The 23,975-nt window shown below is 66.2% G+C and carries 22 protein-coding genes; 9 read left to right on the forward strand and 13 right to left on the reverse strand.

Features of this window, described 5'->3' with window-relative positions:
- Window positions 1-1,577: 1,577 nt before the first annotated feature.
- Window positions 1,578-3,062 carry an Asp-tRNA(Asn)/Glu-tRNA(Gln) amidotransferase subunit GatB gene (gatB, locus tag XI05_RS04295; RefSeq protein WP_271498920.1) on the reverse strand — a complete coding sequence of 495 codons (1,485 nt, stop codon included), beginning with the start codon at window positions 3,060-3,062 and terminating at the stop codon, window positions 1,578-1,580.
- A gap of 200 nt (window positions 3,063-3,262) precedes the next feature.
- Here gatB and XI05_RS04300 point away from each other — a divergent pair, with 200 nt between their 5' ends.
- Window positions 3,263-4,702 (forward strand): FkbM family methyltransferase, encoded by a 1,440-nt coding sequence (locus XI05_RS04300; protein ID WP_271498923.1) that lies wholly within the window; start codon window positions 3,263-3,265, stop codon window positions 4,700-4,702.
- Between the two features lie 14 nt (window positions 4,703-4,716).
- Here the strand turns inward: XI05_RS04300 and XI05_RS04305 are convergent, their stop codons facing one another.
- The 6 genes from XI05_RS04305 to XI05_RS04330 all read right to left on the reverse strand — a co-directional run bounded on the left by XI05_RS04305 (window position 4,717) and on the right by XI05_RS04330 (window position 9,321).
- Window positions 4,717-5,013, reverse strand: coding sequence for a hypothetical protein (locus XI05_RS04305; RefSeq protein WP_271498926.1), 297 nt, complete (start codon window positions 5,011-5,013; stop codon window positions 4,717-4,719).
- On the reverse strand, window positions 5,004-6,479 hold the full coding sequence (gene gatA, locus XI05_RS04310; protein ID WP_271498929.1) for an Asp-tRNA(Asn)/Glu-tRNA(Gln) amidotransferase subunit GatA: 1,476 nt from the start codon (window positions 6,477-6,479) through the stop codon (window positions 5,004-5,006). The genes XI05_RS04305 and gatA overlap by 10 nt, the downstream gene beginning before the upstream one ends.
- Complete coding sequence (locus XI05_RS04315) at window positions 6,476-6,688, reverse strand: hypothetical protein (protein WP_074119612.1); 213 nt, start codon at window positions 6,686-6,688, stop codon at window positions 6,476-6,478. The genes gatA and XI05_RS04315 overlap by 4 nt, the downstream gene beginning before the upstream one ends.
- Window positions 6,689-6,702: 14 nt before the next feature.
- Window positions 6,703-6,990 carry an Asp-tRNA(Asn)/Glu-tRNA(Gln) amidotransferase subunit GatC gene (gene gatC / locus XI05_RS04320; protein ID WP_128265297.1) on the reverse strand — a complete coding sequence of 96 codons (288 nt, stop codon included), beginning with the start codon at window positions 6,988-6,990 and terminating at the stop codon, window positions 6,703-6,705.
- Between the two features lie 76 nt (window positions 6,991-7,066).
- Window positions 7,067-8,143 carry an NAD(P)H-dependent flavin oxidoreductase gene (locus tag XI05_RS04325; protein WP_271498932.1) on the reverse strand — a complete coding sequence of 359 codons (1,077 nt, stop codon included), beginning with the start codon at window positions 8,141-8,143 and terminating at the stop codon, window positions 7,067-7,069.
- Window positions 8,144-8,343: 200 nt separating this feature from the next.
- Window positions 8,344-9,321, reverse strand: coding sequence for an NAD(P)H-dependent flavin oxidoreductase (locus tag XI05_RS04330; protein WP_442869229.1), 978 nt, complete (start codon window positions 9,319-9,321; stop codon window positions 8,344-8,346).
- Between the two features lie 98 nt (window positions 9,322-9,419).
- Here XI05_RS04330 and XI05_RS04335 point away from each other — a divergent pair, with 98 nt between their 5' ends.
- Window positions 9,420-10,310 carry a LysR family transcriptional regulator gene (locus XI05_RS04335; protein WP_271498938.1) on the forward strand — a complete coding sequence of 297 codons (891 nt, stop codon included), beginning with the start codon at window positions 9,420-9,422 and terminating at the stop codon, window positions 10,308-10,310.
- Here the strand turns inward: XI05_RS04335 and XI05_RS04340 are convergent.
- Window positions 10,297-10,512 carry a hypothetical protein gene (locus tag XI05_RS04340; RefSeq protein WP_172783408.1) on the reverse strand — a complete coding sequence of 72 codons (216 nt, stop codon included), beginning with the start codon at window positions 10,510-10,512 and terminating at the stop codon, window positions 10,297-10,299. The two genes, XI05_RS04335 and XI05_RS04340, sit on opposite strands and share 14 nt — an antisense overlap.
- Window positions 10,513-10,558: 46 nt before the next feature.
- On the opposite strand from XI05_RS04340, the gene ruvX reads away from it, so the two are divergent.
- On the forward strand, window positions 10,559-11,044 hold the full coding sequence (ruvX, locus tag XI05_RS04345) for a Holliday junction resolvase RuvX (RefSeq protein ID WP_271498942.1): 486 nt from the start codon (window positions 10,559-10,561) through the stop codon (window positions 11,042-11,044).
- A 4-nt stretch (window positions 11,045-11,048) separates the two neighbouring features.
- Complete coding sequence (locus XI05_RS04350; RefSeq protein WP_271498945.1) at window positions 11,049-11,972, forward strand: AEC family transporter; 924 nt, start codon at window positions 11,049-11,051, stop codon at window positions 11,970-11,972.
- A 130-nt stretch (window positions 11,973-12,102) separates the two neighbouring features.
- Here XI05_RS04350 and XI05_RS04355 read toward each other — a convergent pair whose 3' ends face one another.
- The 4 genes from XI05_RS04355 to XI05_RS04370 all read right to left on the reverse strand — a co-directional run bounded on the left by XI05_RS04355 (window position 12,103) and on the right by XI05_RS04370 (window position 16,805).
- Entirely contained in the window at window positions 12,103-12,867 is a 765-nt protein-coding gene (locus tag XI05_RS04355; RefSeq protein WP_271498948.1) for a CPBP family intramembrane glutamic endopeptidase, read from the reverse strand.
- Window positions 12,868-13,027: 160 nt separating this feature from the next.
- Entirely contained in the window at window positions 13,028-14,671 is a 1,644-nt protein-coding gene (locus XI05_RS04360) for an isovaleryl-CoA dehydrogenase (RefSeq protein ID WP_271498952.1), read from the reverse strand.
- 20 nt (window positions 14,672-14,691) lie between these two features.
- Entirely contained in the window at window positions 14,692-15,462 is a 771-nt protein-coding gene (locus XI05_RS04365; RefSeq protein ID WP_271498953.1) for a M15 family metallopeptidase, read from the reverse strand.
- A complete protein-coding gene (locus XI05_RS04370) occupies window positions 15,459-16,805 on the reverse strand; it encodes an NADase-type glycan-binding domain-containing protein (RefSeq protein ID WP_271498957.1) in 1,347 nt (448 codons plus the stop codon). Before XI05_RS04370 ends, XI05_RS04365 begins: the two co-directional genes overlap by 4 nt.
- A 227-nt stretch (window positions 16,806-17,032) precedes the next feature.
- On the opposite strand from XI05_RS04370, the gene XI05_RS04375 reads away from it, so the two are divergent.
- The 4 genes from XI05_RS04375 (at window position 17,033) to XI05_RS04390 (ending at window position 21,337) form a co-directional block, all read left to right on the forward strand.
- A complete protein-coding gene (locus XI05_RS04375; RefSeq protein ID WP_197952821.1) occupies window positions 17,033-17,980 on the forward strand; it encodes an aspartate carbamoyltransferase catalytic subunit in 948 nt (315 codons plus the stop codon).
- A gap of 5 nt (window positions 17,981-17,985) precedes the next feature.
- Window positions 17,986-19,287, forward strand: a complete 1,302-nt coding sequence (locus tag XI05_RS04380) for a dihydroorotase (RefSeq protein ID WP_271499224.1) — start codon at window positions 17,986-17,988, stop codon at window positions 19,285-19,287.
- Window positions 19,288-19,331: 44 nt separating this feature from the next.
- Window positions 19,332-19,928, forward strand: a complete 597-nt coding sequence (gene plsY / locus XI05_RS04385; protein WP_271498960.1) for a glycerol-3-phosphate 1-O-acyltransferase PlsY — start codon at window positions 19,332-19,334, stop codon at window positions 19,926-19,928.
- A gap of 212 nt (window positions 19,929-20,140) precedes the next feature.
- Window positions 20,141-21,337 carry a patatin-like phospholipase family protein gene (locus XI05_RS04390; RefSeq protein WP_271498963.1) on the forward strand — a complete coding sequence of 399 codons (1,197 nt, stop codon included), beginning with the start codon at window positions 20,141-20,143 and terminating at the stop codon, window positions 21,335-21,337.
- Here the strand turns inward: XI05_RS04390 and XI05_RS04395 are convergent.
- Window positions 21,329-22,573, reverse strand: a complete 1,245-nt coding sequence (locus tag XI05_RS04395; RefSeq protein ID WP_271498965.1) for an amidase — start codon at window positions 22,571-22,573, stop codon at window positions 21,329-21,331. The two genes, XI05_RS04390 and XI05_RS04395, sit on opposite strands and share 9 nt — an antisense overlap.
- Before the next feature lie 91 nt (window positions 22,574-22,664).
- Here XI05_RS04395 and dprA point away from each other — a divergent pair, with 91 nt between their 5' ends.
- On the forward strand, window positions 22,665-23,807 hold the full coding sequence (gene dprA, locus XI05_RS04400) for a DNA-processing protein DprA (RefSeq protein WP_271498969.1): 1,143 nt from the start codon (window positions 22,665-22,667) through the stop codon (window positions 23,805-23,807).
- Window positions 23,808-23,975 lie beyond the last annotated feature (168 nt).

Below are 23,975 nucleotides of genomic sequence, written 5' to 3' on the forward strand. Positions count from 1 at the left end.
GCCGCCTCGTCCCCCGAGCGCGGCTCCCGTCCAACTTTGCGCATGACCCTTCCCGGGATCGTGCACTGTTCAACTCTTCCCCATTGCCGTTTGCCGGCTTGTTGGAGGCGATGATGGCGGGCAAATTTGAATGGCAGTTTAAGTATCGCGATGAAGCAGACGTAAACGGGCGCGCGCGGCGCGTGCGCGGAGGATTCAAGAAGTCCCTGATTTGCAGGCACTTCTGCCAATCGTCAGATTTGGTTTACCCTGGGATTTCAGGACATCGATAACCATCGCGCGCGGTGGCGCGGGTCGTGTGGTTGGAATGTGAAGGGCGGATCACTGTCGTGGCCGCACACCGTGCCGTCATTCCCCGCGCAGGCGGGGAATCCAATACGCCGCGGCTTATCGATTCAATCGCTGCCGTCTCGGAGTACTGGATCGCCCGGTCCCGGCTCCGCCAAGGCTACGCCGAGGCTTACACGGGTGCTCGGCGCGCCGAAGCTTCAGCGAAGGCGGCAAGCCGGGCGATGACACCGCGAACGGAGAAGCGGCGTGCGAACAGCGTGCATCAGGCCGGAGCCCGGGCGTGCCCCAAGGCAGTTCGAGCAAGGGCGCGATGACGTCGCGCGTTTCAGATCAGCAATGTCGGGGGAAAGGATGCCGGCAATGCCCCGGCTTCAAGGGAACGAGGGCGTCGGCGAACACGTCAGGACCAGATTCCACTTTGGCCCGAAGGCCTGTCGTGAAATTGCGGAGCCCGTTTGAGGAGAACCGCACCGAACGAAGAAAACTCGTTTCTTCTGCCGGACCGCGAAAGAGAACGGTCCGACCGTTGACCTGATGTCTCGCCGACACCCTCTATCGTCGACCAGAACCTCTAGGAGGCGCTGATGACGTGCCGGCTATCTGGAGCCGGCAACTTCAGAAGCGAAGTTACTTCTTCTTCTTCGCGACCTTGCGGGTCTTCTTCGCAGTCTTCTTCACTGCGCTCTTCGCCTTCTTCGCCTTCTTCGCTTTCTTGGCCATGTTGCCCTCCGATGTGTGAGATGGCTTTAATCGCTGCGTGCACTCGGGGATCGAATGCACTCACCCCGAATACACCAACACGAAGAAAAAAACAGCTTCTCGCTTAAAGAAGTGTTGACGCAGCAAGGCGCGTGCGCTTGGCGGGCGCGACGCAGGCGCTTCGTTCGACGTGCACTTGCGATCATGCAGAGCGCTCGCATCATCGACGTTCGCGAACGATGCGATTGCACGAAAACACTATGCAGCAAGTATTTTTTCGCACGCGTGCATCGCGCGCGATCAACGCCACGATGCGCATCGGCAATCGCGCGATCGCCTCGCGAAGGCGTTTCGCGGACTCTGAGTCGCGATTTTTGGCAACGAAAATATTTTCATGCTTAACGGCGCGGGCGCTCGCCGGAGCGCGTTCAAGCCGCCGTTTCGGGCGAATCGCGCGGCGGCGATTCGGCCGCCGCATCGCCGTCGATCGGGATGGAGTTTGCCGTTCGCGGATGCGCGCGAGCGTCGCAGCGAGAACCGAAAGCGAGGTGACGACGCGTCTCCGTCACCTCGTTCGAACGTGAGGCTCAGACGCCGAGCTTGGACTTGAGCAGGTCGTTGACGCTCTGCGGGTTGGCCTTGCCGCCGGACGCCTTCATCACTTGGCCGACGAACCAGCCGAGCGATTGCGGCTTGTCCTTCACCTGCGCCGCCTTGTCGGGATTGGCCGCGATGATGTCGTCGACCACCTTTTCGATCGCGGAAAGATCCGTGACCTGCTTCATGCCGCGGCTTTCGACCAGCGCGCGGGGATCGCCGCCCTCCTGCCAGACGATCTCGAACAGATCCTTGGCGATCTTGCCCGAGATCGTGCCGTCGCCGATCAGGTCGATGATCGCAGCCAGCTGCGCGGCATTGACGGGCGAGGCCGTAATATCCCGGCCTTCCTTGTTGAGACGGCCGAACAGCTCGTTGATCACCCAGTTCGCCGCCATCTTGCCGTCGCGGGCACGGCTGGCGAGCTTGTCGAGCACCGTCTCGTAGAACACCGCGCTCTCGCGCTCGGCGACCAGCACGCTCGCATCATAGGCCGACAGGCCGAAATCGGCGACGAAGCGCGCCTTCTTCTGGTCCGGCAGCTCCGGCAGCTTCGCCTTCAGCTCATCGACGAATTCCTGGCTGAACTCCAGAGGCAACAGGTCGGGGTCGGGGAAGTAGCGATAGTCGTGCGCCTCTTCCTTCGACCGCATCGAGCGCGTCTCGCCCCTGTTGGGGTCGAACCGGCGCGTCTCCTGCTCGATCTCGCCCCCGTCCTCGAGGATCTCGATCTGGCGCCGCGCTTCATACTCGATCGCCTGGCCGATGAAGGCGATGGAGTTCATGTTCTTGATCTCGCAGCGGGTGCCGAGCGGCGCGCCGGGCCTGCGCACGGAGACGTTGACGTCGGCGCGCAAGGATCCCTTCTCCATGTCGCCGTCACAGGTGCCGAGATAGCGCATGATCGAGCGCAGCTTGGTCACATAGGCCTTGGCCTGCTCGGCGTCGCGGATATCCGGCTTCGAGACGATCTCCATCAGCGCCACGCCAGAACGATTGAAATCGATGTAGGAGAGCGACGGCGACCGGTCGTGCAGCATCTTGCCGGGATCCTGCTCCAGATGCAGCCGCTCGATACCGATGGTGGCCGTCTGGCCGCCGTCGAGATCGATGATCACCTCGCCCTCGCCGACGACGGGCGATTTGTACTGGCTGATCTGGTAGCCCTGCGCCAGGTCCGGATAGAAATAGTTCTTGCGGTCGAACACCGAGCGCAGGTTGATCTGCGCATTGAGGCCGAGCCCGGTCCGGACAGCCTGCCTGACGCATTCCTCGTTGATCACGGGCAGCATGCCCGGCATGGCGACATCGACCAGCGAGACGTGGCTGTTCGGCTCGCCACCGAACGCGGTGGACGCGCCCGAGAATAATTTCGCGTTTGAGGTCACCTGGGCATGGATCTCCATGCCGATGACCATCTCCCAGTCGCCGGTTGAACCCTTGAGAAGCTTGTGAGGTGTCGCGTCAGCGTTCATGGAGAAGATGTCGTTCTGCGTTGGAGGACAAGCTCCGATCAGGCTGCGATCGTGCGAGGGAGCTACTGCGATCGACTAATTAAGCCGATGCAGGAGGCGATGCAACCTCGCCACCCTCTCTTGCTCCGGCGGAATTGGGCGTGAAATCGCACCCGAACCGTGTCATGACAAGGCGCAAGGGATCAAATGCCAGAGGGAAGATGGGCGAGCTCACGCTTCGGATGGTCGATGGGACGCAGATCGTCGTGACGGCCTCCCTCGGGGCCATCACCACCTACGTCATCCTCGAGCAGGAGACGTGGTTCGAGAAGGAGACGGCGTTCCTCGCAAGCTGGCTGAAGCCGGGCATGTCCGCGCTCGACATCGGGGCCAATCTCGGCGTCTACAGCCTGCCAATGGCGCGGCGGCTCGCCCCTCATGGGCAGGTGTTCGCCTATGAACCGGCCAGCGAGCCACGACGGCTGCTCGCGCTCGGCAAGGCGAAGAACGAGGCCGCCAACCTGCACATCATCGCCGCGGCGCTGTCGGATGGCGAGCGCGAGGGCCGTCTGGTGCTGGGCGCCTCGAGCGAGCTCAACTCGCTGCAAGGCAGCGGTCCCACCGAAAGCATTCAGATCACCTCGCTCGATGCCGAACAGAGATCCAGGCATTGGGGGCCGATCGACTTCGTCAAGATGGACGCGGAAGGCGAGGAGGAGCGAATCCTGGCCGGTGCGAAGGGCTTTCTCTCCGAACGCTCCCCACTGGTCATGTTCGAGATAAAAGCCGGTGACAAACAGAACGATCGTCTGCCGGCCGCTTTCGCCAGCATGGGCTTCGACATCTATCGGCTGATCGGCGGAGCGCCGGTTCTGGTGCCGGTGAAGCTCGGCGAGCCGCTCGATCCCTACGAGCTGAACCTGTTCGCAGCCAAGCGCGATCGCGCCAGAGCGCTCGCCCAAGAGGGCTTCTTGATCGAGACCATCCCGTCATGGGAGCCTGACGACACGGTGCGGGACTGGGCACTCACCCAGTTCGAAGCCCAACCCTTCGCGCACATTTTTGCGGCCATGTCGGGCGGCGCCGCGGCGCAGGACCCGGTTTACCGCGACGCCCTCGCCGCCTATGCGACCTGGCGCTCCGAGGAATTCGCCTTGCCGAGGCGTTATGCGGCGCTGAAATTCGCCTGCGATACACTCGGCTCGCTGTGTCAGAACCAGGCCTCGCTGTCGCGCCTTTCAACGCTCGCCCGCATCGCCGCGGATATCGGCAGCCGCGCCATCGCCGTCAACGCATTGCGGTACGTGGCGGATGTACTCAAGGGCGGCAAAGGCCGAATCCTGGAGCCATTCTGGCCCGCAAGCCCGAGATTCGACCATCTCGAGCCCGGGGCCAATCCCGTCGGCTGGTTCGTGGTCGCAGCACTCGAGCGGCTAGAGCAGATGGCATCGTTCTCCTCCTGCTTTGCTCCCTCCCTCGTCGATCTCGACTGGCTTGCCGGCCAGCCGCTGGTTGGCGCCGAGATCGAACGCCGGCGCATTCTTCAGCGGGCGCGCGCGGGCCAACGGGTCGAGGTCCCACCGCGCCTGCGCGTGACGGCACCCGACCACGTTAATGACGCGATTTGGCGTGCCGGCGCAGTTCCCAACACGCGCGTGTGAGCGGGCCGGCCCCGTCAAGCCCCGAGCAGCGTGGCAGCGATCCGCTCCCACTCCGCTTCCAATGAATCCTTTGCCGCCGGCTGGCCGGCCTGGCGATACCAATAGCCGGCATTGCCGAGATCGCCCTCAACGCGGTGCAAATAGGCATGCACCCAGGCCGCTTCACGGCTGCTCTCGTCCTGAACGATCGTGTGCGCGCGGTCCCAGTCGCCCTTCGCCGCCCACCAGAGGCCGGCGAGCGGCGCGTTCAAGTCCGGCGCGGGCGCCGCGCCGCCGAGGCTCGCGATGAAATCGGCGACATTCACCACCACCTCGCGGGCGTGAAGCGGCCGGCGGTCTGCTCGATCACCTCGCCGAGCGAGAACAGCGTCTCCTCATCGAACGGACGGCCGATCAGTTGCAGGCCGAGCGGCAGCCCCTGCGCATCCTTGCCGGCTGGCACCGCGATTCCGGGCAGGCCCGCCATGTTCACGGTCACCGTGAAGATGTCGTTGAGATACATCTCGACCGGGTCGGCGCCGCCCTTCTCGCCGATGCCGAAGGCCGCCGACGGCGTCGCAGGCGTCAGGATCGCGTCGACGCCCCTCGCGAAGCAATCCTCGAAGTCCTTCTTGATCAGCGTGCGCACCTTCTGCGCGCGCAAATAATAAGCGTCGTAATAGCCGGCCGAGAGCACGTAGGTGCCGATCATGACGCGGCGGCGCACCTCCGCGCCAAATCCTGCCGCGCGGGTGTTCTCGTAGAGCTCGATGATGTTCTTGCCCTGCTCGCGCAGGCCGTAGCGCACGCCGTCATAGCGCGCGAGGTTGGACGAGGCCTCCGCTGGCGCCACGATGTAATAGGCCGGTAGCGCGTATTTGGTGTGCGGCAGCGACACCTCGACGAGCTCGGCGCCGGCGCTCCTGAGCCACGCCGCGCCCTCGCTCCAGAGCTTCTCGATCTCGGCCGGCATGCCGTCGAGACGATACTCCTTGGGGACGCCGATCTTCATGCCCTTCACGGACTTGCCGATCGCCGCCTCGTAATCCGGCACAGGAAGATCGACCGACGTCGTGTCCTTGGGATCGTGTCCGGCCATCGAGCGCAGCAGCATCGCGGCGTCGCGTACGCTGCGCGCGATCGGACCTGCCTGGTCGAGCGAGGAGGCAAAGGCGACGATGCCCCAGCGCGAGCAGCGGCCATAGGTCGGCTTGATGCCGACGGTCGCGGTGAACGCGGCCGGCTGGCGGATCGAGCCGCCGGTGTCGGTCGCGGTCGCGCCCATGCAGAGCAGCGCCGCCACCGCCGAGGCCGAGCCGCCGGACGAGCCGCCCGGCACCAGCGTCGTGTTGCTGCCCTCGCGCCGCCAGGGATTGCCGACGGGGCCAAAGCACGAGGTCTCGTTGGCCGAGCCCATCGCGAACTCGTCATTGTTGAGCTTGCCGAGCATCACCGCGCCGTCGCGCCAGAGCTGCGAGGTCACGGTGGACTCGTACGTCGGCACGAAATTGCCGAGGATCTTCGAGCACGCCGTGGTGCGCACGCCCTTGGTCGCGAACAGGTCCTTGATGCCGAGCGGGATGCCCGCGAGCGGGCCGCCTTCACCCTTGGCGATCTTCGCGTCCACGGCCTTCGCCATGTCGCGCGCGCGATCGGGCGTCTCCATCACGAAGGCGTTGAGCACGCGCGCGGCTTCGATCGCATTCAGATGTGCGTCGGTCAGCTCGAGCGACGTGAAAGTCTTGTCGGCGAGACCCTTCCGGGCCTCGGCGAGCGTCAGCGATGTCAAATCGGTCATTTATTGATCGGGCTGCAGAAGAACGGAGACAGGGTCTTGTCGTTGGCCGGGTCGTCTTTTCTGGCCGCGGCTTTCGCGGCCGCCTCGATCTCGTCGAGCACGGCGTTGACGGCGACGTTGGGATCGGCAGCCTTGCCCTGCCGCTCCATCTTGTCGAGGTAATTCATGTAGGCCTGATAGGCCTTCTCATCGTCGCAAAGCAGGCACATCGGACCTAACCTGTTTATTCAACGACCTTCGGCACCAGGAAGAAGTGACCTTCAGTCGCGGGCGCGTTGGCAACGATATCGTCGGCGATCTCGCCGTCATCGACCACGTCCTGCCGCTTCTTCATCTGCATCGGGGTGACCGAGGTCATCGGCTCCACGCCCTCGACATTGACCTCCGAGAGCTGCTCGACGAAGGCGAGCATGGCGTTGAGCTCGCCCTGCAGATGCGGAACCTCGTCCTCGGAAACCGCAATGCGCGCCAGATGCGCGATGCGGCGGACGGTAGCAGCGTCGACGGACATTATATAAGGCCTCTCACGGCAAAACCTATGTGCCGTATAGCAGAGGCCGCTTTTGCGCCGCAACCGGCGCTTCCCTCTATCCGGCGAGGGCCTTCATGCGCCCGAGCGCCGATTTGGCGAGATCCCGGGTCAATTCGGCGGCGGGGACCTCGCGGCCCAGCGCAACGGCCTGCCCCGCCCAGAGATTGGTGAAATCGACCCTGCCCTGCTTTTCGGCAGCCGCCTTCAGCGGCCCCAGCGCGGTCGCGGCGTGGGGAAACGGCGGCGCATCCGGCGAGATCGGGCCGGCCTCGCGCATCAGCCGGTTCTGCACCCCGCGCGCCGGCCGGCCGGTCATGACGTTGGTGATGACGGTGGACTCGTCCCGCGCCTCGGAAAGCGCCTTGCGGCCGCCCGCGCTGAGCTTGGATTCCGGGCAGCGCAGATAGGCGCTGCCGATCTGCACGCCCGAGGCGCCGAGCGCGAAGGCTGCGGCAATGCCGCGTCCGTCCGCGATGCCGCCCGCCGCGATCACCGGCACCTTCACGGCGTCGACGACCTGCGGCACCAGCGCGAAGGTCCCGGGCTGCTCGGCGACCTTGTCGGTCAGGAACATGCCGCGATGGCCGCCCGCCTCGGCACCTTGCGCGATCACGGCATCGACGCCGCGTTCTTCCAGCCAGACCGCCTCCTTCACCGTCGTCGCGGACGAGATGACGAGGCAGCCCGCCGCCTTGACGCGCTTCAGCAGCGCTTGCTCCGGCAGGCCGAAATGGAAGCTGACGACCTCCGGCTTCAGCTCCTCGACCACCTCGCAGAACGCCGCATCGAACGGCGCGCGGTTCGCAGCCGCGATCGGCGCGGCCGGATCGAGACCATGCTCGGTGTAATAGCCCGTCAGCCGCTGCTTCCAGCGCGCATCGGCCTCGCTCGTGAGCTCAACCGGGGTATGGCAGAAGAAGTTTATGTTGACCGGCGCCTTCACGCGTTGGCGGATCAGGCCGACCTGCTCGCGCGCCTTCTCCGGCGAGATCATCGCGCAGGGCAGCGACCCCAGCGCCCCGGCCTGCGCGGCCGCGATCACCAGCTCCGCATCCATCACACCCGCCATCGGCGCCAGCACGATCGGGAATTCGGTCTTGAACAGGTCGATCAGTCGACGGTCAGGCCACATGGCTGCTCTCTCTCGTTCTTTCTTACGCTCCCCTGGAGGGTCCCTGGAGGGGGAGGGTCGGTTCGCATGTAGCGAAGCGAAATGCGAAGCGGGGTGGGGTGATCTCTCAACACGGGCACCGCCTCAATGGAGAGACTGTCACCCCACCCCGCTCGCGCTTCGCGCGATCGACCCTCCCCCTCCAGGGGAGGGTAAGACCTCTACGCCGCTGTCACCGAATTTCCGCGCCCGGCGATCAGCTGCTCCGCTTCGATCGCAATCCGCTCGACGATCTCGGCCGCCGGTGGGATATCATGAATCAACCCGACCGCCTCTCCCGCAATCACGGCCGCGACATCGAAATTGCCCGCCGCCCTTGCTGCCGCATACTCGGCCGCGACTGCGGCGACATTCTGCATCAGTTCGACCTCGCGGCCGATCCAGCGCTTGGCATGTTCGTTGACCAGGCACCGCCCGGTAAACGGCGCCGGCCAGACATTGTTGCGGGAGAGATCGAAGATGATGCCGCGCACGGTCGAACCGGAGCTCGCCGCGCAGATGCGGCGCTTGGCCTCCTCCGCACCGTCGGCCTCCTGGCTGGCATAGAAGCGCGTGCCGAGCAGCACGCCGCTCGCGCCGAGCATCACCATGGCAGCGAGGCCGCGCCCATCCGCGATGCCGCCGGCCGCCACCACGGGAACGCGCCCCGCGGCGAGATCGACGACAGCAGGCACGAGATCGACGGTGCTGCGCGACGCGCCATGACCGCCCGCCTCCGTTCCCTGCGCAATCAGGATGTCGGCACCGGCATCGAGCGCCTGCTGTGCCATCGCTTCATCCTGCACCTGGCAGATCAGGCGCGCGTCGGTGGATTTGATCTTGGACGCGAACGGCGCGGGATCGCCGAACGACAACATGATCGCAGCTGGTCTTGCAGCAAGCGCGACATCGAGAAGCTCGGGCCGCTTGGCAAGGCTCCAGGTGATGAAGCCGATCCCGAACGGTGCACTGAGGTCGGCGAGCTTCGCCGTCTCCTGCTCCAGCCACACCCGCTCGCCATAGCCGCCGCCGAGAATGCCAAAGCCCCCGGCGCGGCTCACAGCCGTCACCAGCCGGCTGCCGGCGATTAAATCCATCGGCGCCAGCAGGATGGGATGCTTGATCCTAAGCAGCGTGGTCAGCGGCGTCGTCATCGGCATGGCTCCTCCCCCGGTCTGGACAGCGAGACTAGGCGCGACTAGCATTCTCGAAAAATGAATTGTTGCGAACGCTGCAATCTCAAAAGCGAAACGACACCATGGAACTCAGCGATATCAAGACCTTCGCCGCGGTTGCCCGCACCGGCGGCATCACCCGGGCCGCCGAAGAGCTCAACACCGTGCAGTCGAACGTCACCCAGCGCGTGAAGGCGCTGGAGGCGGAGATCGGCACGCCGCTGTTCGAGCGGCACTCGCGCGGCATGACGCTGACAGGTGCCGGCAAGCGCCTTCTCCCCTACGCGCAAAAGATGGCGGCGCTCTCGCGCGAAGCCTTGCTCGCCGCGCGCGACGATGGCGAGCCGAAGGGTCCGCTCGCGATCGGCTCGATGGAAACCACGGCCGCGGTGCGGCTGCCGCCGCTGCTCGCCGATTTCCACCGCCGCTTCCCGGCTGTGCGCCTTTCCTTGCGCACCGCGCCGACCGCCGACCTCGTCGCCAGCGTGCTCGACGGCACGCTCGACGGCGCCTTCGTCGCAGGGCCCATCACCCATGACGATCTCGCCGCGACGAGCGCGTTCCGCGAAGAGCTGGTGCTGGTCAGCGCGCGGCGCTGGGCTTCGCTCGCCGAGCTGCGCGCCGGTACGGCGGAGTCGGGCCCGACCGCGCTGGTGTTCCGCACCGGCTGCACCTATCGCCAGCGGCTCGAACAGATCTTCGTCGAATTCGGCTGGCCGTCGGCGGCGCGCTTCGAGCTCGGCACGCTCGACGGCATGATCGGCTGCGTTGCCGCCGACATGGGTGTGACGCTGCTGCCACGCGCCGTCGTGGAACGCAGCGCGATGAATGGCGCGGTCGCCATCCACACGCTGAGCCCGTCACACGCACGTGTCGAGACACTCTTCATCCAGCGCCGCGCAGGACATCAGTACAGCGCGCTGCAAGGTTTCATCGCCTGCCTGACCAAGAATGACGACGTCATCGCGGCCTGATCGACCACCGTCGCAGCGCTACGACGGCCCAGATGGCTTCGACGAGACCGAACGGCCAGGCGCCCTGAAGGAAGCCGTAGGCCGAGCCGAGCGCGCAGGACACCGCAAACAGCAGCACGAACCAATGGCTGCGGGCTTCCAAGGCGTAAGTGACCAGCATCGCCGTGACGGCGAACAGGCCGAATAATGTCAGTGCATCCACGTTCCGGGTTCACTCTGCAGCGCGACGCATGATATGCGCTAAATCCATGCCGGCTCTTATCCTCACCTTGGTCGATGCTGCAACCCACTGGCCCGAACGCGGCGCGCTGGTCGGGCTCGACTTGGGCACCAAGACCATTGGCGTTGCCGTGTCCGACCCCGACCGCCGCTTGGCCACTGGCGTCGAAACGATCCAGCGCAAGCAGTTCAAGCCGGACGCCGCCAGGCTGCTTGCCATCGCCGCCGAGCGCAGGGCGGTCGGCTTCGTGCTCGGCCTGCCCATCAACATGGACGGCAGCGAGGGACCGCGCGCGCAATCGACCCGCGCCTTCGCGCGCAATCTGGCCGGACTGACCGCCCTGCCTATCGGTCTCTGGGACGAGCGCCTCTCGACCGCGGCAGTCGAACGCGAGCTGATCGGGATGGACGTGAGCCGCGCCAAGCGCGCCGAGGTCATCGACGAGCACGCCGCGATCTTCATCCTGCAAGGCGCGCTCGATCGCCTGGCAAACCTGCGCAAGGGACCCGGCTGATCCCATGGCGGTCGTCGTCGTGGCGCTGCTGCCGGTCTTCATCCTCATCGTGCTCGGCGTCGTGCTGAAGTGCAGCCTGATGCGGCTGGACACGCAATGGCACGGGCTGGAGCGGCTGACCTATTTCGTGTTGTTTCCGATGCTGCTGATCCAGACGCTGGTGAAGGCGGACCTCACGAAGGTTCCGGTCGCCGGCGTCGGCGGCGCGCTGCTGCTGTCGGCGCTGGCGATGTCGCTGCTCTGCCTCGCATTGCGCCCGGCCCTGTCCCGGCTCGACATCGACGGCCCCGCCTTCACGTCGATCTTCCAGGGCGCGACGCGCTGGCAGACCTATGTCGCCCTCTCCGTCTCCGCCAACATGTTCGGCGATGTCGGGCTGGCGCTGGCGTCCGTGGCGATGGTCGCGATCATTCCGCTGGTCAACGTGTTCAGCGTCGCGGTGCTCGCGCACTATGCTTCGCCCGAAAGGCAGTCGCTGCGCGCCATCGTCACGACGGTGGTCCGCAATCCACTGATCTGGGCCTGCGCCATCGGCCTCGTCATAAATGTCCTCCATTTGCCGCTGCCAAAAATCTGGCACGAGGTGGCGGACGCGCTCGGCCGCTCCTCGCTCGCCATCGGCCTGCTCGTGACCGGCGCGGGATTGCAGCTCGAGGGCCTGCTGCGCCCGAGCCTGGGCGCCGGCCTCGGCGTGGCGTTCAAGCTCGTCCTGATGCCCGTGCTCGCGCTGATGCTGGCCGCCTGGTTCGGGCTGTCCGGCAACAGCCTTGCGATCGTCGCGATCTGCGCGGCGGTGCCGACCTCGCCCAGCGCCTATGTGCTGGCCCGCCAGATGGGCGGCGACGCACCGCTGCTCGCACAGATCATCACGCTGCAGACGATCCTGGCCGCAATCACGATGCCGATCGCGATCGCGCTGGTGGCTTAGCATGCGTCATTAAGAGCGCAACTCTCTCCGCCGTCATTGCGAGCGCAGCGAAGCAATCCAGAATCCCTCCGCGGAGACACTCTGGATTGCTTCGTCGCAAGGGCTCCTCGCAATGACGGAGTATGAAGCCTCAGCTCCCCAGCCACATCGTCAGCACCACCGCCGTCAGATTGTTGAGCGCGTGCAGCGCGATGGTGAGCCACAGCGAGTCGGAGCGGTAGCGCATGTAGCCGAACCACAGGCCGATGCAGAAAACCTCGGCGAGGAAATAGAAATCGTATTGCAGGTGGACCACGGTCCAGACCAGCGACGACAGCAGGATCGCACCGGGGACACGCAAAAAGCTCGCCGACCAGCCGCGGTAGAGGAAGCCGCGCGCCAGAACCTCTTCCGACATCGGCGCCGCCACCGCGAATGCGGCCAGCAGCAGCAGCGCCGCGCCCTTGTCGCGGCCCGATTTCAACAGATCGGTCATGAAGCCAGGCGTCGCCTCGCGGCCGAGCGCGCGCGACATCGTCTCCCAGAGCAGCACGATCAGGATGAGGCCAACCGCGCCGAACAGCAGCTGCTTCCATGACGGCCAATGCAGCGCCAGATAGTCGACGAAGGAGGCCTTCTTGATGCGAATGGCGAGCCAGACCGCAAGCAGCGTCGCCGGCAGCCCCATGATCACCGAGAGCGCGAGAGTCTGGGGCTCATGGCCGACAAGCTGAAGCGAAGAAAGGTCCATGGGAAGACCACGCAGCGCCGCCAGCACAACGACGGCACCGATCTGCCCGACGAACATCGCGACGAAGATGAAGAGGCCCCACAGCGCCGTGCCCCAGAACTTCCAGACACGCGGCGTCGCCGGCGTCTCGGTCAGCGGCGGATGATCGGGATTGAGGGAGTCCATCAGGAGGCTTTCGTTAGAGAGCGCAAACAAACTATCGAGCGATCGTCATGCCCGGGCCTTGTCCCGGGCATCCACGTTCTTCTTGCCGCGCAGCAGACGTGGATGGCCTGGTCAGGCCTGGTCGGGCCCGGCCATGACGCCGTGGAGAGACCGTGCCCACTCACGGCAGCGCCCGCTCCAGCAGCGCGCGCACGTCGGTGCTGTCGAGTTCGACCGCGCCATACATGCCGGCATGGTTCGTCGCGAGGCGCGTCGCGGCGAACAATTCGGCCTGGCGCGGTGATACGCCATTGAGCGCCGCGGCCGCAGCCAGCAGCGCCAGCTTCTCGACCGCAAGCCGCGCGACGCGCTCGCCGTCGGCGCGCCGAAACGTCTTGCCGATGAAGGTGACGGCCTCGCCTGCCCCAGGCAGGCCCTTGGTCTCGGCCGCCAGCGCTTGCAGCACCGCCGTCGCCGCCTCGCCCTCGCGCGAGAGCGCGCGGAGCACGTCGAGGCACATCACGTTGCCCGAACCTTCCCAGATCGCGTTGACCGGCGACTCGCGATAATGGCGCGCCAAAATGCCGTCCTCGACATAGCCGTTGCCGCCGAGGCACTCCATCGCCTCAAAGAGGAACGGCGGCGCGCTCTTGCAGGTCCAGTATTTGATCGCCGGCGTGAGCAGCCGCATATAGGCCGCCTCCGCCGCATCGTGCGGCGTGCGGTCGAAGGCGCGGCAGAGCCGCATCACCAGCGCCGTGCTCGCTTCCACATGCAGCGCCATGTCCGACAGCACGGCCTGCATCAAGGGCTGATCGGCCAGATGCTTCTGGAACACGCTGCGGTGACGGGCGTGATGCAGCGCATGCGCAAGCCCCGAGCGCATCAGGCCGACGGAGGCAATCGCGCAATCCTGTCGCGTCAGCTGCACCATCTGGATGATGGTGCGGATGCCCTTGCCCTCCTCGCCGACCCTTTCGGCGTAGGCGCCGACGAACTCGACCTCGGACGAGGCATTGGAGCGGTTGCCAAGCTTGTCCTTCAGCCGCTGGAACTGGATGGCGTTGACCGAACCATCCGGCGCGAAGCGCGGCATGAAGAAACAGGTCAGCCCGCCCTCGGCCTGCGCCAGCACGAGGAACGCATCGCACATCGGCGCCGACATGAACCATTTGTGTCCGGTAATGCGATAGCCGTCCCCATCGCGCACCGCGCGCGTCATGTTGGCGCGTACGTCCGTGCCGCCCTGCTTCTCGGTCATGCCCATGCCGAGCGTCATGCCGCGCTTCTGCCACCACGGTGCAAAGCCCGGGTCGTAGCTCTTCGTCGACAGCACGGGCATTACCCCCGCGAGCAAGTCGGGCTGCATCGCCAGGGCACCGACGGAAGCGCGCGTCATCGTGATCGGGCAGAGGTGGCCGGTCTCGACCTGGGCTGCCATGTAGAACTTTGCGGCGCGAATGACCTCGGCGCCAGCGCCCGCCGGCTTGCCATCCGCGGTCCAGGTGGAATTGTGCACGCCGGCATGCGCACTTTGCGCCATCAGCTCGTGATAGGCGGGATGAAACTCGACCTGGTCGCGGCGATTGCCCTTGGCATCGAAGCTGCGCAGCTTCGGCGTGTTCTCGTTCGCAAGCCGCCCGCGCTCGGCCATCGCTGCCGAGCCCCAATGCCGGCCGAACTCCGAGAGCTCGCGCTCCGCCGCCGCGCCGCCATTGGCCCCGACCGCCTCGACCAGCGGCCGGTCCACGGCGAAAAGATCAACGTCCTCGAATGGCGGCGACTGGTTGAAGACCTCATGGGTCGCAAATGCGGGCTGGGTCATCTTGGGTCCTCGGCGCGGAATCAGTTCCGCCGCGGCTGGATCGGGAAATCATAGGCCGCCCCGCCCGCCCCAGGCAGGGAAAAATGCCACCACTCCTTCGAATAGTTCACAAAGCCTTGCCTGGCCATCGCAGCCACCAGCCGCTTGCGCCAGGCACGCTGCTCGGGATTGATCGAGGTCGCGGCGGTATGGCCCTTCGCGTCGGTACAGTCGTAGCCTGTGCCCATGTCGACGCTGCCCTCCGGCGCCCGCGCCTCGACCGGCGCGGTGCAATCGGCATAGGCCTTTGCTGGATCATATTTGGCGGAATTGTCCGCCTTGAGATCGACCAGCGTGAGATCGAGCGCCGCACCGGTCGAATGCTGCGAACGGCTCGCAATGTAGCCGAGGCGGAACAGCTCGGTCTTCGCAATCTTCGGGTTGTAGCGCCGCTCCGCGGCGGTCTCGTGGCCGTTCTGCGACCACTTGACCATGTCGAGCGAGGCCCGCGCCGGCCGATAGCAGTCGAACATCTTGAGCGAGAGATTTTGCGCCGCCAGCTCTTGCTGCACCGCCTTCAGCCGCATCCCCACCTCGCGCTTCACCACGCATTCGCCGGCATTGTAGCCGGCAAGCGGACGCCCGACGAAATTGTTCGACGTGGCGTAGCGGATGTCCTGGATGATGCTGGGGTCGATGTCGCGCAGATAAGCGAAATCGCCGGGCAAGGTCTGCGCCCGCACGGGGGCGAGAAACAATGCAAGCAGCGCGACAAGCACGGCGCGCGCCACGGTTCCGGTCCTTGCGATCATTGCACCGGATCCGAGTTGACCAGAAGCTTCGTGATCGCCGTGTCCGTATATTTGTTGCCGGCCCAGACGTCGTCGATGATGAATTGCATCCAATAGGCTGTAATCGGCGTCCGCAATGTCAGCAATTGCGCCGACAGCTCATCGTTGAGGATGAATATCCGCGACTCGCCGCCCGAGAACAGCACGCGGAGCTGGCGGACCTTGTTGTTCTTGGCGAAGATGTCGGGGCTTTTCTGGTAGCCGTTCTGCACGTGGATCGACTTGACCCGCCGCACGGTTTCGAACTCGATGGTGATCCATTCGCCGATGCCGTTGCCCGAGGCGCCCTCGACCCAGGCCGTCCCTGTCGAGGCGTCGAACAAATTCGCTGCGCCGTATGAATTGCCGAATTGCGGCTTCAGCATCGAGCTGACGCAATAGGTCTCGAAGCCGCTGCGGGCGCAGCTTTCGCCTGCCGCGGAGGGACGCGGCGGACGCATGGTGGCGCGCTCCGCGACCGCAGGCTTTGCCGGCGGCTTCACCAGCATGCCCGCCACTTTCGGCGTCCCGTTCGACGCTCCCCCATTCCAGAGAAAGATGCGCCCGCCGAGCGTCTGGTCGTAATAGGCAGGCGTCTGCTCGTGCGGTGCCGGCTGTCCTCCGGCATCCGTCGCGGTCAGGGCCAGCGCCGCCACGCGCTCGCGCACCTCGACCGCGAGATCGCCGAGATGCAGCTCCGGCCGCTTGAGCTGCTCGACGAAGATCCGCGTGAACACCGAGTTGTGCGCGGTATCGTTTCTGCTGAGCTGGTCGAGCGCGGTCTGGCCGATGCCTGCGGAATAGAGCGTGAAGATCCCGCGCGCGGGCCGGGCGTCGGCGAGCCCGCGCGTGTTCCCGATCGAACGCCCTGCGGCGCGCGGAAACGGATTGTCGCGGCAGGCATCGATGACGACGAAGGCGACCCGCACCGCCCTCGCCTGAAGCTCCGCAATCACGTCGGGCTCGGCGATCGAGGCCCCGCGCACCCGCGCTTCGGCGCCCTCATTGACGGTGGGAACGTCGCTCGGCACGAGGTAGTTCACCCCCGCGATCGCAACGCCATGTCCGGCATAGAACACGGCGGCGGTATCGCCCGGCTCGAGACGCGCCGTGAAGTCCGCGAGCCGGTCGATCATGCCCTGGCGGCCGAGATTGGTCCCGAGCACGATGTCGAACCCCAGCGACCTCAGCGCGTCGGCCACGGTCGTCGCGTCATTGCCGGCCTTCTTCAATTGCCGGTCGGCCGGCAGGTTCGGATAGAGATCGTTGCCGATCACGAGTGCGACGCGTTTTTCGGCCCAAGCCGGTGTCGCGAGGCCTGCCATGCACGCGGTCGCGAGCGCAGCAACATTGCGCGCCAGTCGATTAAAATACCGCATGCTCGTCATGATCCAGCCCGTGACGCAACGAACGGCACGAGTCTAGCGCAAAGCGGCTGCCCCGAACACAGGCGGGGCGGCGCCCGTCCCGGCGGCAAAGCGCCGTGGATAAGTCCGGCGGCGGGATTTGAAGCTTGCTCCCCCCGCCGTCCGCCCCTATAGCTCTGCTTTTAATGACATCGAAATCGACCTTCGTCCTCGGCCACCGGCATTTGCTGGGCATCGAGGGCCTTTCCGCGGCCGACATCAGCGGCCTCCTCGACCTGTCCGAAGAATATGTCGAGCTCAACCGCCAGGTTGACAAGAAGCGCACCGTCCTGCGCGGACGGACGCAGGTGAACCTCTTCTTCGAGGCCTCCACCCGCACCCAATCCTCGTTCGAGCTCGCCGGCAAGCGGCTGGGCGCCGACGTCATGAACATGTCGGTTGCCTCCTCGTCCATCAAGAAGGGCGAGACGCTGATCGACACCGCGATGACGCTCAACGCGATGCACCCGGATATCCTCGTGATGCGCCATCACGCCTCCGGCGCGGTGGAACTGCTGGCCCGCAAGGTCGACGGTTCCGTGATCAATGCCGGCGACGGCGCGCATGAGCATCCGACCCAGGCGCTGCTCGACGCGCTCACCATCCGTCGTAACAAGGGCCGTATCGAGGGCCTCGTCGTCGCGATCTGCGGCGATGTGCTGCATTCGCGCGTCGCCCGGTCCAACATCATCCTGCTCAACACGATGGGCGCGCGCGTTCGCGTCGTCGGTCCGTCCACGCTCTTGCCGCCCGGCATCGAACGGATGGGCGTCGAGGTCGCGCGCGACATGCGCGAGGGTCTCAACGGCGCCGACATCGTCATGATGCTGCGGCTGCAGCGCGAGCGCATGAATGGCTCCTTCGTGCCCTCGTCGAGCGAATACTTCCACTATTTCGGGCTCGACCAGAAGAAGCTCGCCTACGCCAAGCCGGACGCGCTCGTGATGCATCCCGGCCCCATGAACCGCGGCGTCGAAATCGACACCGCGGTCGCCGACGGTGCGCAATCCCTGATCCGCGAGCAGGTGGAGATGGGCGTCGCCGTGCGCATGGCGGTGCTGGAAGCGCTCGCCCGTAACCTGCCGAACGCGTGATGCCGATGCTGACCGATCGCCGCCCCATCCTGCTGGCCAATGCTCGTGTCGTCGATCCCTCCAGGGATTTCGACGGGGTCGGCGACGTCCTGATTGCCGACGGCACCATCCGCGAGACCCGCCGCGGCATTGGTGCTGCCGGCGTCCCCGAGGGCACCGACATCGTCAACTGCGCCGGGAAGATCGTCGCACCCGGCCTGATCGACATGCGCGCCTTCGTCGGCGAGCCCGGCTTCAGCCACCGCGAGACCTTCGCCTCGGCGAGCCAGGCGGCCGCAACCGGCGGCATCACCACCATCATCTGCCAGCCCGACACCTCGCCGGTGATCGACAATTCGGCGACGGTCGATTTCGTGATGCGCCGCGCCCGCGACACCGCGATCGTCAACATCCAGCCGATGGCCGCCCTCACCAAGGGCATGCACGGCCAGGAGATGACCGAGTTCGGCCTGCTCAAGGCCGCGGGCGCCGTCGCCTTCAGCGATGGCGCCAGAAGCGTGACCAATGCGCAGGTGATGCGCCGCGCGCTGACCTATGCGCGCGATTTCGACGCGCTGATCGTGCATTACACCGAGGACCCCGATCTCGTCGGCGAGGGCGTGATGAACGAGGGCGAGTTCGCCTCGCGGCTCGGCCTGGTGGGCATCCCGAACGCCGCCGAAGCCGTGATGCTGGAGCGCGATCTGCGCCTCGTCGCCCTCACCGGCGGCCGCTACCACGCGGCGTCGTTGACCTGCATCGATTCCCTCGACATCCTCCAGCGCGCCCGCGACGCCGGGCTCGCCGTCAGCGCCTCGGTCTCGATCAACCATCTGGCTCTGAACGAGAACGACATCGGTCCTTACCGTTCGTTCCTGAAGCTGTCGCCGCCGCTGCGCACCGAGGATGACCGCCGCGCGCTGGTGGCGGCGATCGGCTCCGGCCTGCTCGACGTCATCATGTCCGACCACAATCCGCAGGACGTCGAGGTCAAGCGCCTGCCGTTCGCGGAAGCCGCGCCCGGCGCCGTCGGGCTCGAGACCATGCTGCCGGCCGGCCTGCGGCTGGTGCATAATGGCGAGATCGAGCTGAAGACGCTGATCCGCGCGATGTCGACCCGGCCGGCCGAGCTGCTCGGCCTGTCGGGCGGAACCCTGCGCGCCGGCAGCCCGGCCGACGTCATCGTGATCGACCCCGACGTGCCATGGGTGGTCGATCCCGCCGACCTCAAGTCGCCCTGCAAGAACACCCCGTTCGACGAGGCCCGCTTTACAGGCCGGGTGGTGCGCACCATTGTCGGCGGACGAACGGTGTATGAGCATGTCTGAGCAGTGGATTCGTTCGACGTGGATGGGCCTTTGGAGATGCCGCCATGGCGCTTGAACCGATTCTGCCGGTGGCTTTCGTCATCGGCTATCTCCTCGGCTCGATTCCGTTCGGGCTGATCCTGACCAGGCTCGCGGGCACCCAGGACATCCGCTCGATCGGCTCCGGCAGCATCGGCGCCACCAATGTGCTGCGCACCGGACGCAAGAGCCTCGCTGCGGGCACCCTGCTGTTCGACGCGCTCAAGGGCACCGTGGCGGTGGTGATCGCCGGCTACATCGCAGGCCCCAATGCCGCGATGGTGGCGGGGCTCGGCGCGTTCCTCGGCCATCTCTTCCCGGTCTGGCTCAAGTTCAAAGGCGGCAAGGGCGTGGCGGTCTATATCGGCATCCTGCTCGGGCTGTTCTGGCCGGGCGCCGTGGTGTTCTGTCTGCTCTGGCTCGCGACCGCCTTCACCACCCGCTATTCCTCGCTGTCGGCGCTGGTGGCGGCGTTCATCACGCCGATGTTCCTGTGGTGGTTCGGTCATCTCGCATTGTCGGCGCTGGCAGCCGTGCTGACGCTGCTGTTGTTCTACGCGCATCGCGAGAACATCAAGCGGTTGCAAGCCGGCAGGGAAAGCCGGATCGGCGAGAAGGCCTAGGGCGTTTTCGAGCGAAGTGGATGCCGGTTCGCGTCAAGAAAACGCGTCAAACAAGAATCTGAAGTCGGAAAAAGTACGGATACCGCCGCACCCCTTCCGCATTATATGCGAAATCCTGTTCGCAATTGTCCTGCGAGTCACGGCAGGCTGTAGCGGACGGGTTCCATGCCTGTCATCCTGACACGGGAAACGGCGTTAGGCGGTTGCTCAGAATGAGCGAGAAGATTGTCGGCGCAAATGACGGGATCGGTTCGCTCGGTGCTTCCGGCTCCGCAGCAAGCCGGCTGCTCTCGGCGACCAAAATCTGGTCCGACGCGCCGCCGCCCGCGCCCGCCCCTGTTTCACGGCCAGCGCCACAACCCGAGCCCGCCTTCAAATCTGACGCTCCGCTCGAGATCGTCATCACCAAGGCTGCGCCGGTCGCGCCCGCGCGGGCGCGTTCCGACCAATGGCCGCCGCGAAAACTCTCGCTGGCGCTGCAGGGCGGCGGCACCTTTGCCGCCTTCACCTGGGGCGTGCTCGAGCGGCTGCTGGAAGAGACGTCCATCGAGATCGACACCATCAGCGGCGCCAGCGCCGGGGCCATCAATGCGCTGCTGCTCGCTTGCGGCCTGGCCGAAGGCGGCCGCGAAGGCGCCCGGTCGCGACTGAGCCGGTTCTGGGTCCGGCTGATGCACGAGGCCTCGTTCCGCTCGCTGATGCTAATCGGCGGCTTCTCGCCGGCGGGGAGCTCGGTCGCGTTCGGCCCGACCCTGCGCTCCGGCCAGTTCGATCCGTTCGATCTCGATCCGCTGCGGCAGGCGGTCTCCCGCGACATCAACTTTTCCGTCCTGCGCGATGCGCGCTGCCCGAAGCTGCTGATCGCGGCGACGCGAATCCGCGACGGGCAGCAGCAGATCTTTGGCAATGAGGCCATCACCGCCGATATCGCGCTGGCCTCGACCTGCCCGCCGCTGGTCCATTGTGCGGTCGAGATCGACGGCGAAGCCTATTGGGACGGCGGCTTTGGCGGCAATCCGCCGCTGCTGCGGCTGGTGCAGGACACGGCGGCAACGGATCTGCTGCTGGTCCAGGTCACGCCGACACGCGACAGCTATGTGCCGATCACGCTCGCCGCGATCGACCGCCGGCTCGACCAGATCGCGGCCAACGCCGCGCTCAATGCCGAGATCGCCGCGATCGCCTGGGCGCAGTCGCACATGGCCTCTCCGCTCCGGCTCTCCAGGATCGCGGCTGAAGACAATGTTGACGGCCTGGCGCAGCGCTCATCCACCGATCTCGGCCGCGGCTTCATTCGCCTCTTGCACCGAAGCGGCCGCGAAGCCGCCGAGCGCTGGCTCGGGCAAGGTGCAAGAGCCGGCGCAGCGCCCGCTCAGGCCCCTGCTCGTTCCGAACCCGCGCTAGCCTGATTTCGCCAACGCGTCCTCCAGGAACCAGGCAGATGTCAACGCGACAGGATCATTGCCGAACCGCGCGATCACCTGCACGCCAACAGGCAGGCCGCCAACCTTCAGCACCGGCACATTGACGCAAGGATTGCCCATCAGCGTCCACAGCCGGTTGTAACGGGGCGAGCCGGTCGAGGCGAGCTCCTTGGCCGGCGCCGTGCCCGGCGCCGAATAGGTCAGCAGCACGTCGAACCCTTCGAACAGCTCGCTGAGCTCGCGGCGGCCACGGCGGGCGATGCGGCGCGCATCGTCGTATTCCTTCGGTGTCAGTCCGACCGTCTCATCGAGACTGGCGCGCAGCAGCGGCGCGATCTGGTCGTGGCGCTCGGAAAACTCCCAGGCCAGCGCGCGATGCGCCTCGAAGTTCTGGATGATGGGATGGATGCGCCAGGCTTCCTTCACCGCCTCGGGCAGATCGATGGTCTGCACGCGGGCGCCGGCCCTCTCGGCCGCCTTGATCGCGGCCTGCAAGCCCTCCTCTGCCGCCGGCTCCACGGCTTCGGCAAACTCCTGCCTGACTACGCCGATGCGCGGTGCCTTGGCTGGACCGATGCCGTCGAATTCAGTGCGGCCGGTGATCGCCAGCAATCCGCGCGCGAGATCTTCCGCGCGGCTGCCGAACAGGCCGACCGTGTCGAGCGCCCACGAATAGCACTTCACGCCGATGGTCGGCAGCATCCGGAACGACGGTTTGATCGCGGCAGCGCCGCAATAGGCCGCCGGCCGGATCACCGAGCCGCCGGTCTGGGTGCCCAGGGCCAGCGGGATCATGCCGGCGCCGACGGCCGCCGCCGAACCCGAGGACGAGCCGCCGGGCGTGTGACCGGGATTGTGCGGATTGAGCGTCGGGGTCGGATCGCTCGAGGCGAACGCAGTCGTGGTGGTCTTGCCGATGATGGTGGCCCCCGCCCGCTTCAGCATCATCACCACCGGCGCATCAGCGCGCGGCTGCCAGCCGCGATAGATCTCCGAGCCCATCTCGGTCGGCATATCAGTGGTGTCGATGATGTCCTTGATGCCGACGGCGATGCCGCGCAGCGGGCCCGAGGCTTGCGCCCTCGCGGATTTGTCATGCCGGACGAAGGCGCGGACGTTCTTCTCCCTGGCCTCGATCGCCGCGTGCGACTGGGCGATGGCGTCATCGGGCGAAAGCTCCCCCGCTTCGATGCGGCGCTGGAGGTCGGCAAGTGAGATCATGGCAACATCCTTCTTATTGGGATCGCTTTTAACATCGCGGCGAGGTCGTGCAAGCGCACGTCACTGTTGCGCAACGCCCTCAGGTTGTTCCATGCTGCGCCCACAAGGAGACGCCGTGGACGCCATCAATCCGAGCATAGAGCTGACCGAGGCTGAACGGATCGACCGCCTGCGGCTGATCCGTTCCGACAATGTCGGGCCGCGCACCTTCCGCTCGCTGGTCGATCATTTCGGCAGCCCGCGCGCCGCGCTGGAACGGCTGCCTGATCTCGCCCGCCGCGGCGGCGCGGCGCGATCGGCGCGGATCTGCAGTGCGGATGAAGCGAAGGCCGAGCTCGCCGCGAGCCGCAAGTTCGGCATCGCCTGGCGTGCGCCCGGCGAGGACGGCTATCCGGCGCGGCTGGCGATGATCGACGATGCGCCGCCACTGCTCGCGGTGCGCGGCGACATCAAAACCCTGATGCGGCCGATGATCGCGATCGTCGGCTCGCGCAACGCTTCCGGCGCCGGCCTCAAATTCGCCGGCCAGCTCGCGCGCGAGCTCGGCGAAGCCGGCTTCGTCGTCATCTCTGGGCTCGCCCGCGGCGTCGACCAGGCCGCGCATCGCACCAGCGTCGAGAGCGGCACGATCGCCGTGCTCGCCGGCGGCCATGATTGCATCTATCCACCCGAGCATGGCGACCTGCTCGCCGCGATCCTCGACCATTCGGGCGCGGCGATCTCCGAGATGCCGCTCGGCCACGAGCCGCGCGCCCGCGACTTTCCCCGTCGCAACCGGCTGATCTCGGGCGCTCCGCTCGGCGTCGTCGTGGTAGAGGCGGCGCACCGTTCGGGCTCGCTGATCACAGCACGCATGGCGGCCGAACAGGGACGCGAGGTGTTCGCCGTCCCGGGCTCGCCGCTCGATCCGCGCGCCGCCGGCACCAACGACCTGATCAAGCAGGGCGCAACGCTCGTCACCGAGGCCGCCGACATCGTCAACGCGGTTCAGCCGATCATGGAGCGGCCGCTGATGCATCCCGCGGGCGAGCCCGACAGCGAGCCGTTCGAAAGCGATCCGCAAAGCCATGATCGCGACCAGATCACGGGCCTGCTCGGCCCGGCCCCTGTTACGATCGACGACCTCGTCCGGATGTCCGGCGCCTCGCCCGCGATCGTGCGCACCGTGCTGCTCGAGCTCGAGCTCGCCGGAAAGCTCGAGCGCCACGGCGGCGGATTGGTGTCGCTGCTGTAAAATATGAAGCTTGGTTCGTGCAGCAGTCCGGGGTCACCTCTCCCCAGCGGGGAGAGGTCGGATTGCGTAGCAATCCGGGTGAGGGGCCGCAGCGCACAGTGAGACTGTAACCTCTCACCCGGATCGCATCTTACGATGCGATCCGACCTCTCCCTTCGGGAGAGGTGT

The sequence above is a fragment of the Bradyrhizobium sp. CCBAU 11357 genome, assembly GCF_028128865.1.
Taxonomy (GTDB): Bacteria; Pseudomonadota; Alphaproteobacteria; order Rhizobiales; family Xanthobacteraceae; genus Bradyrhizobium.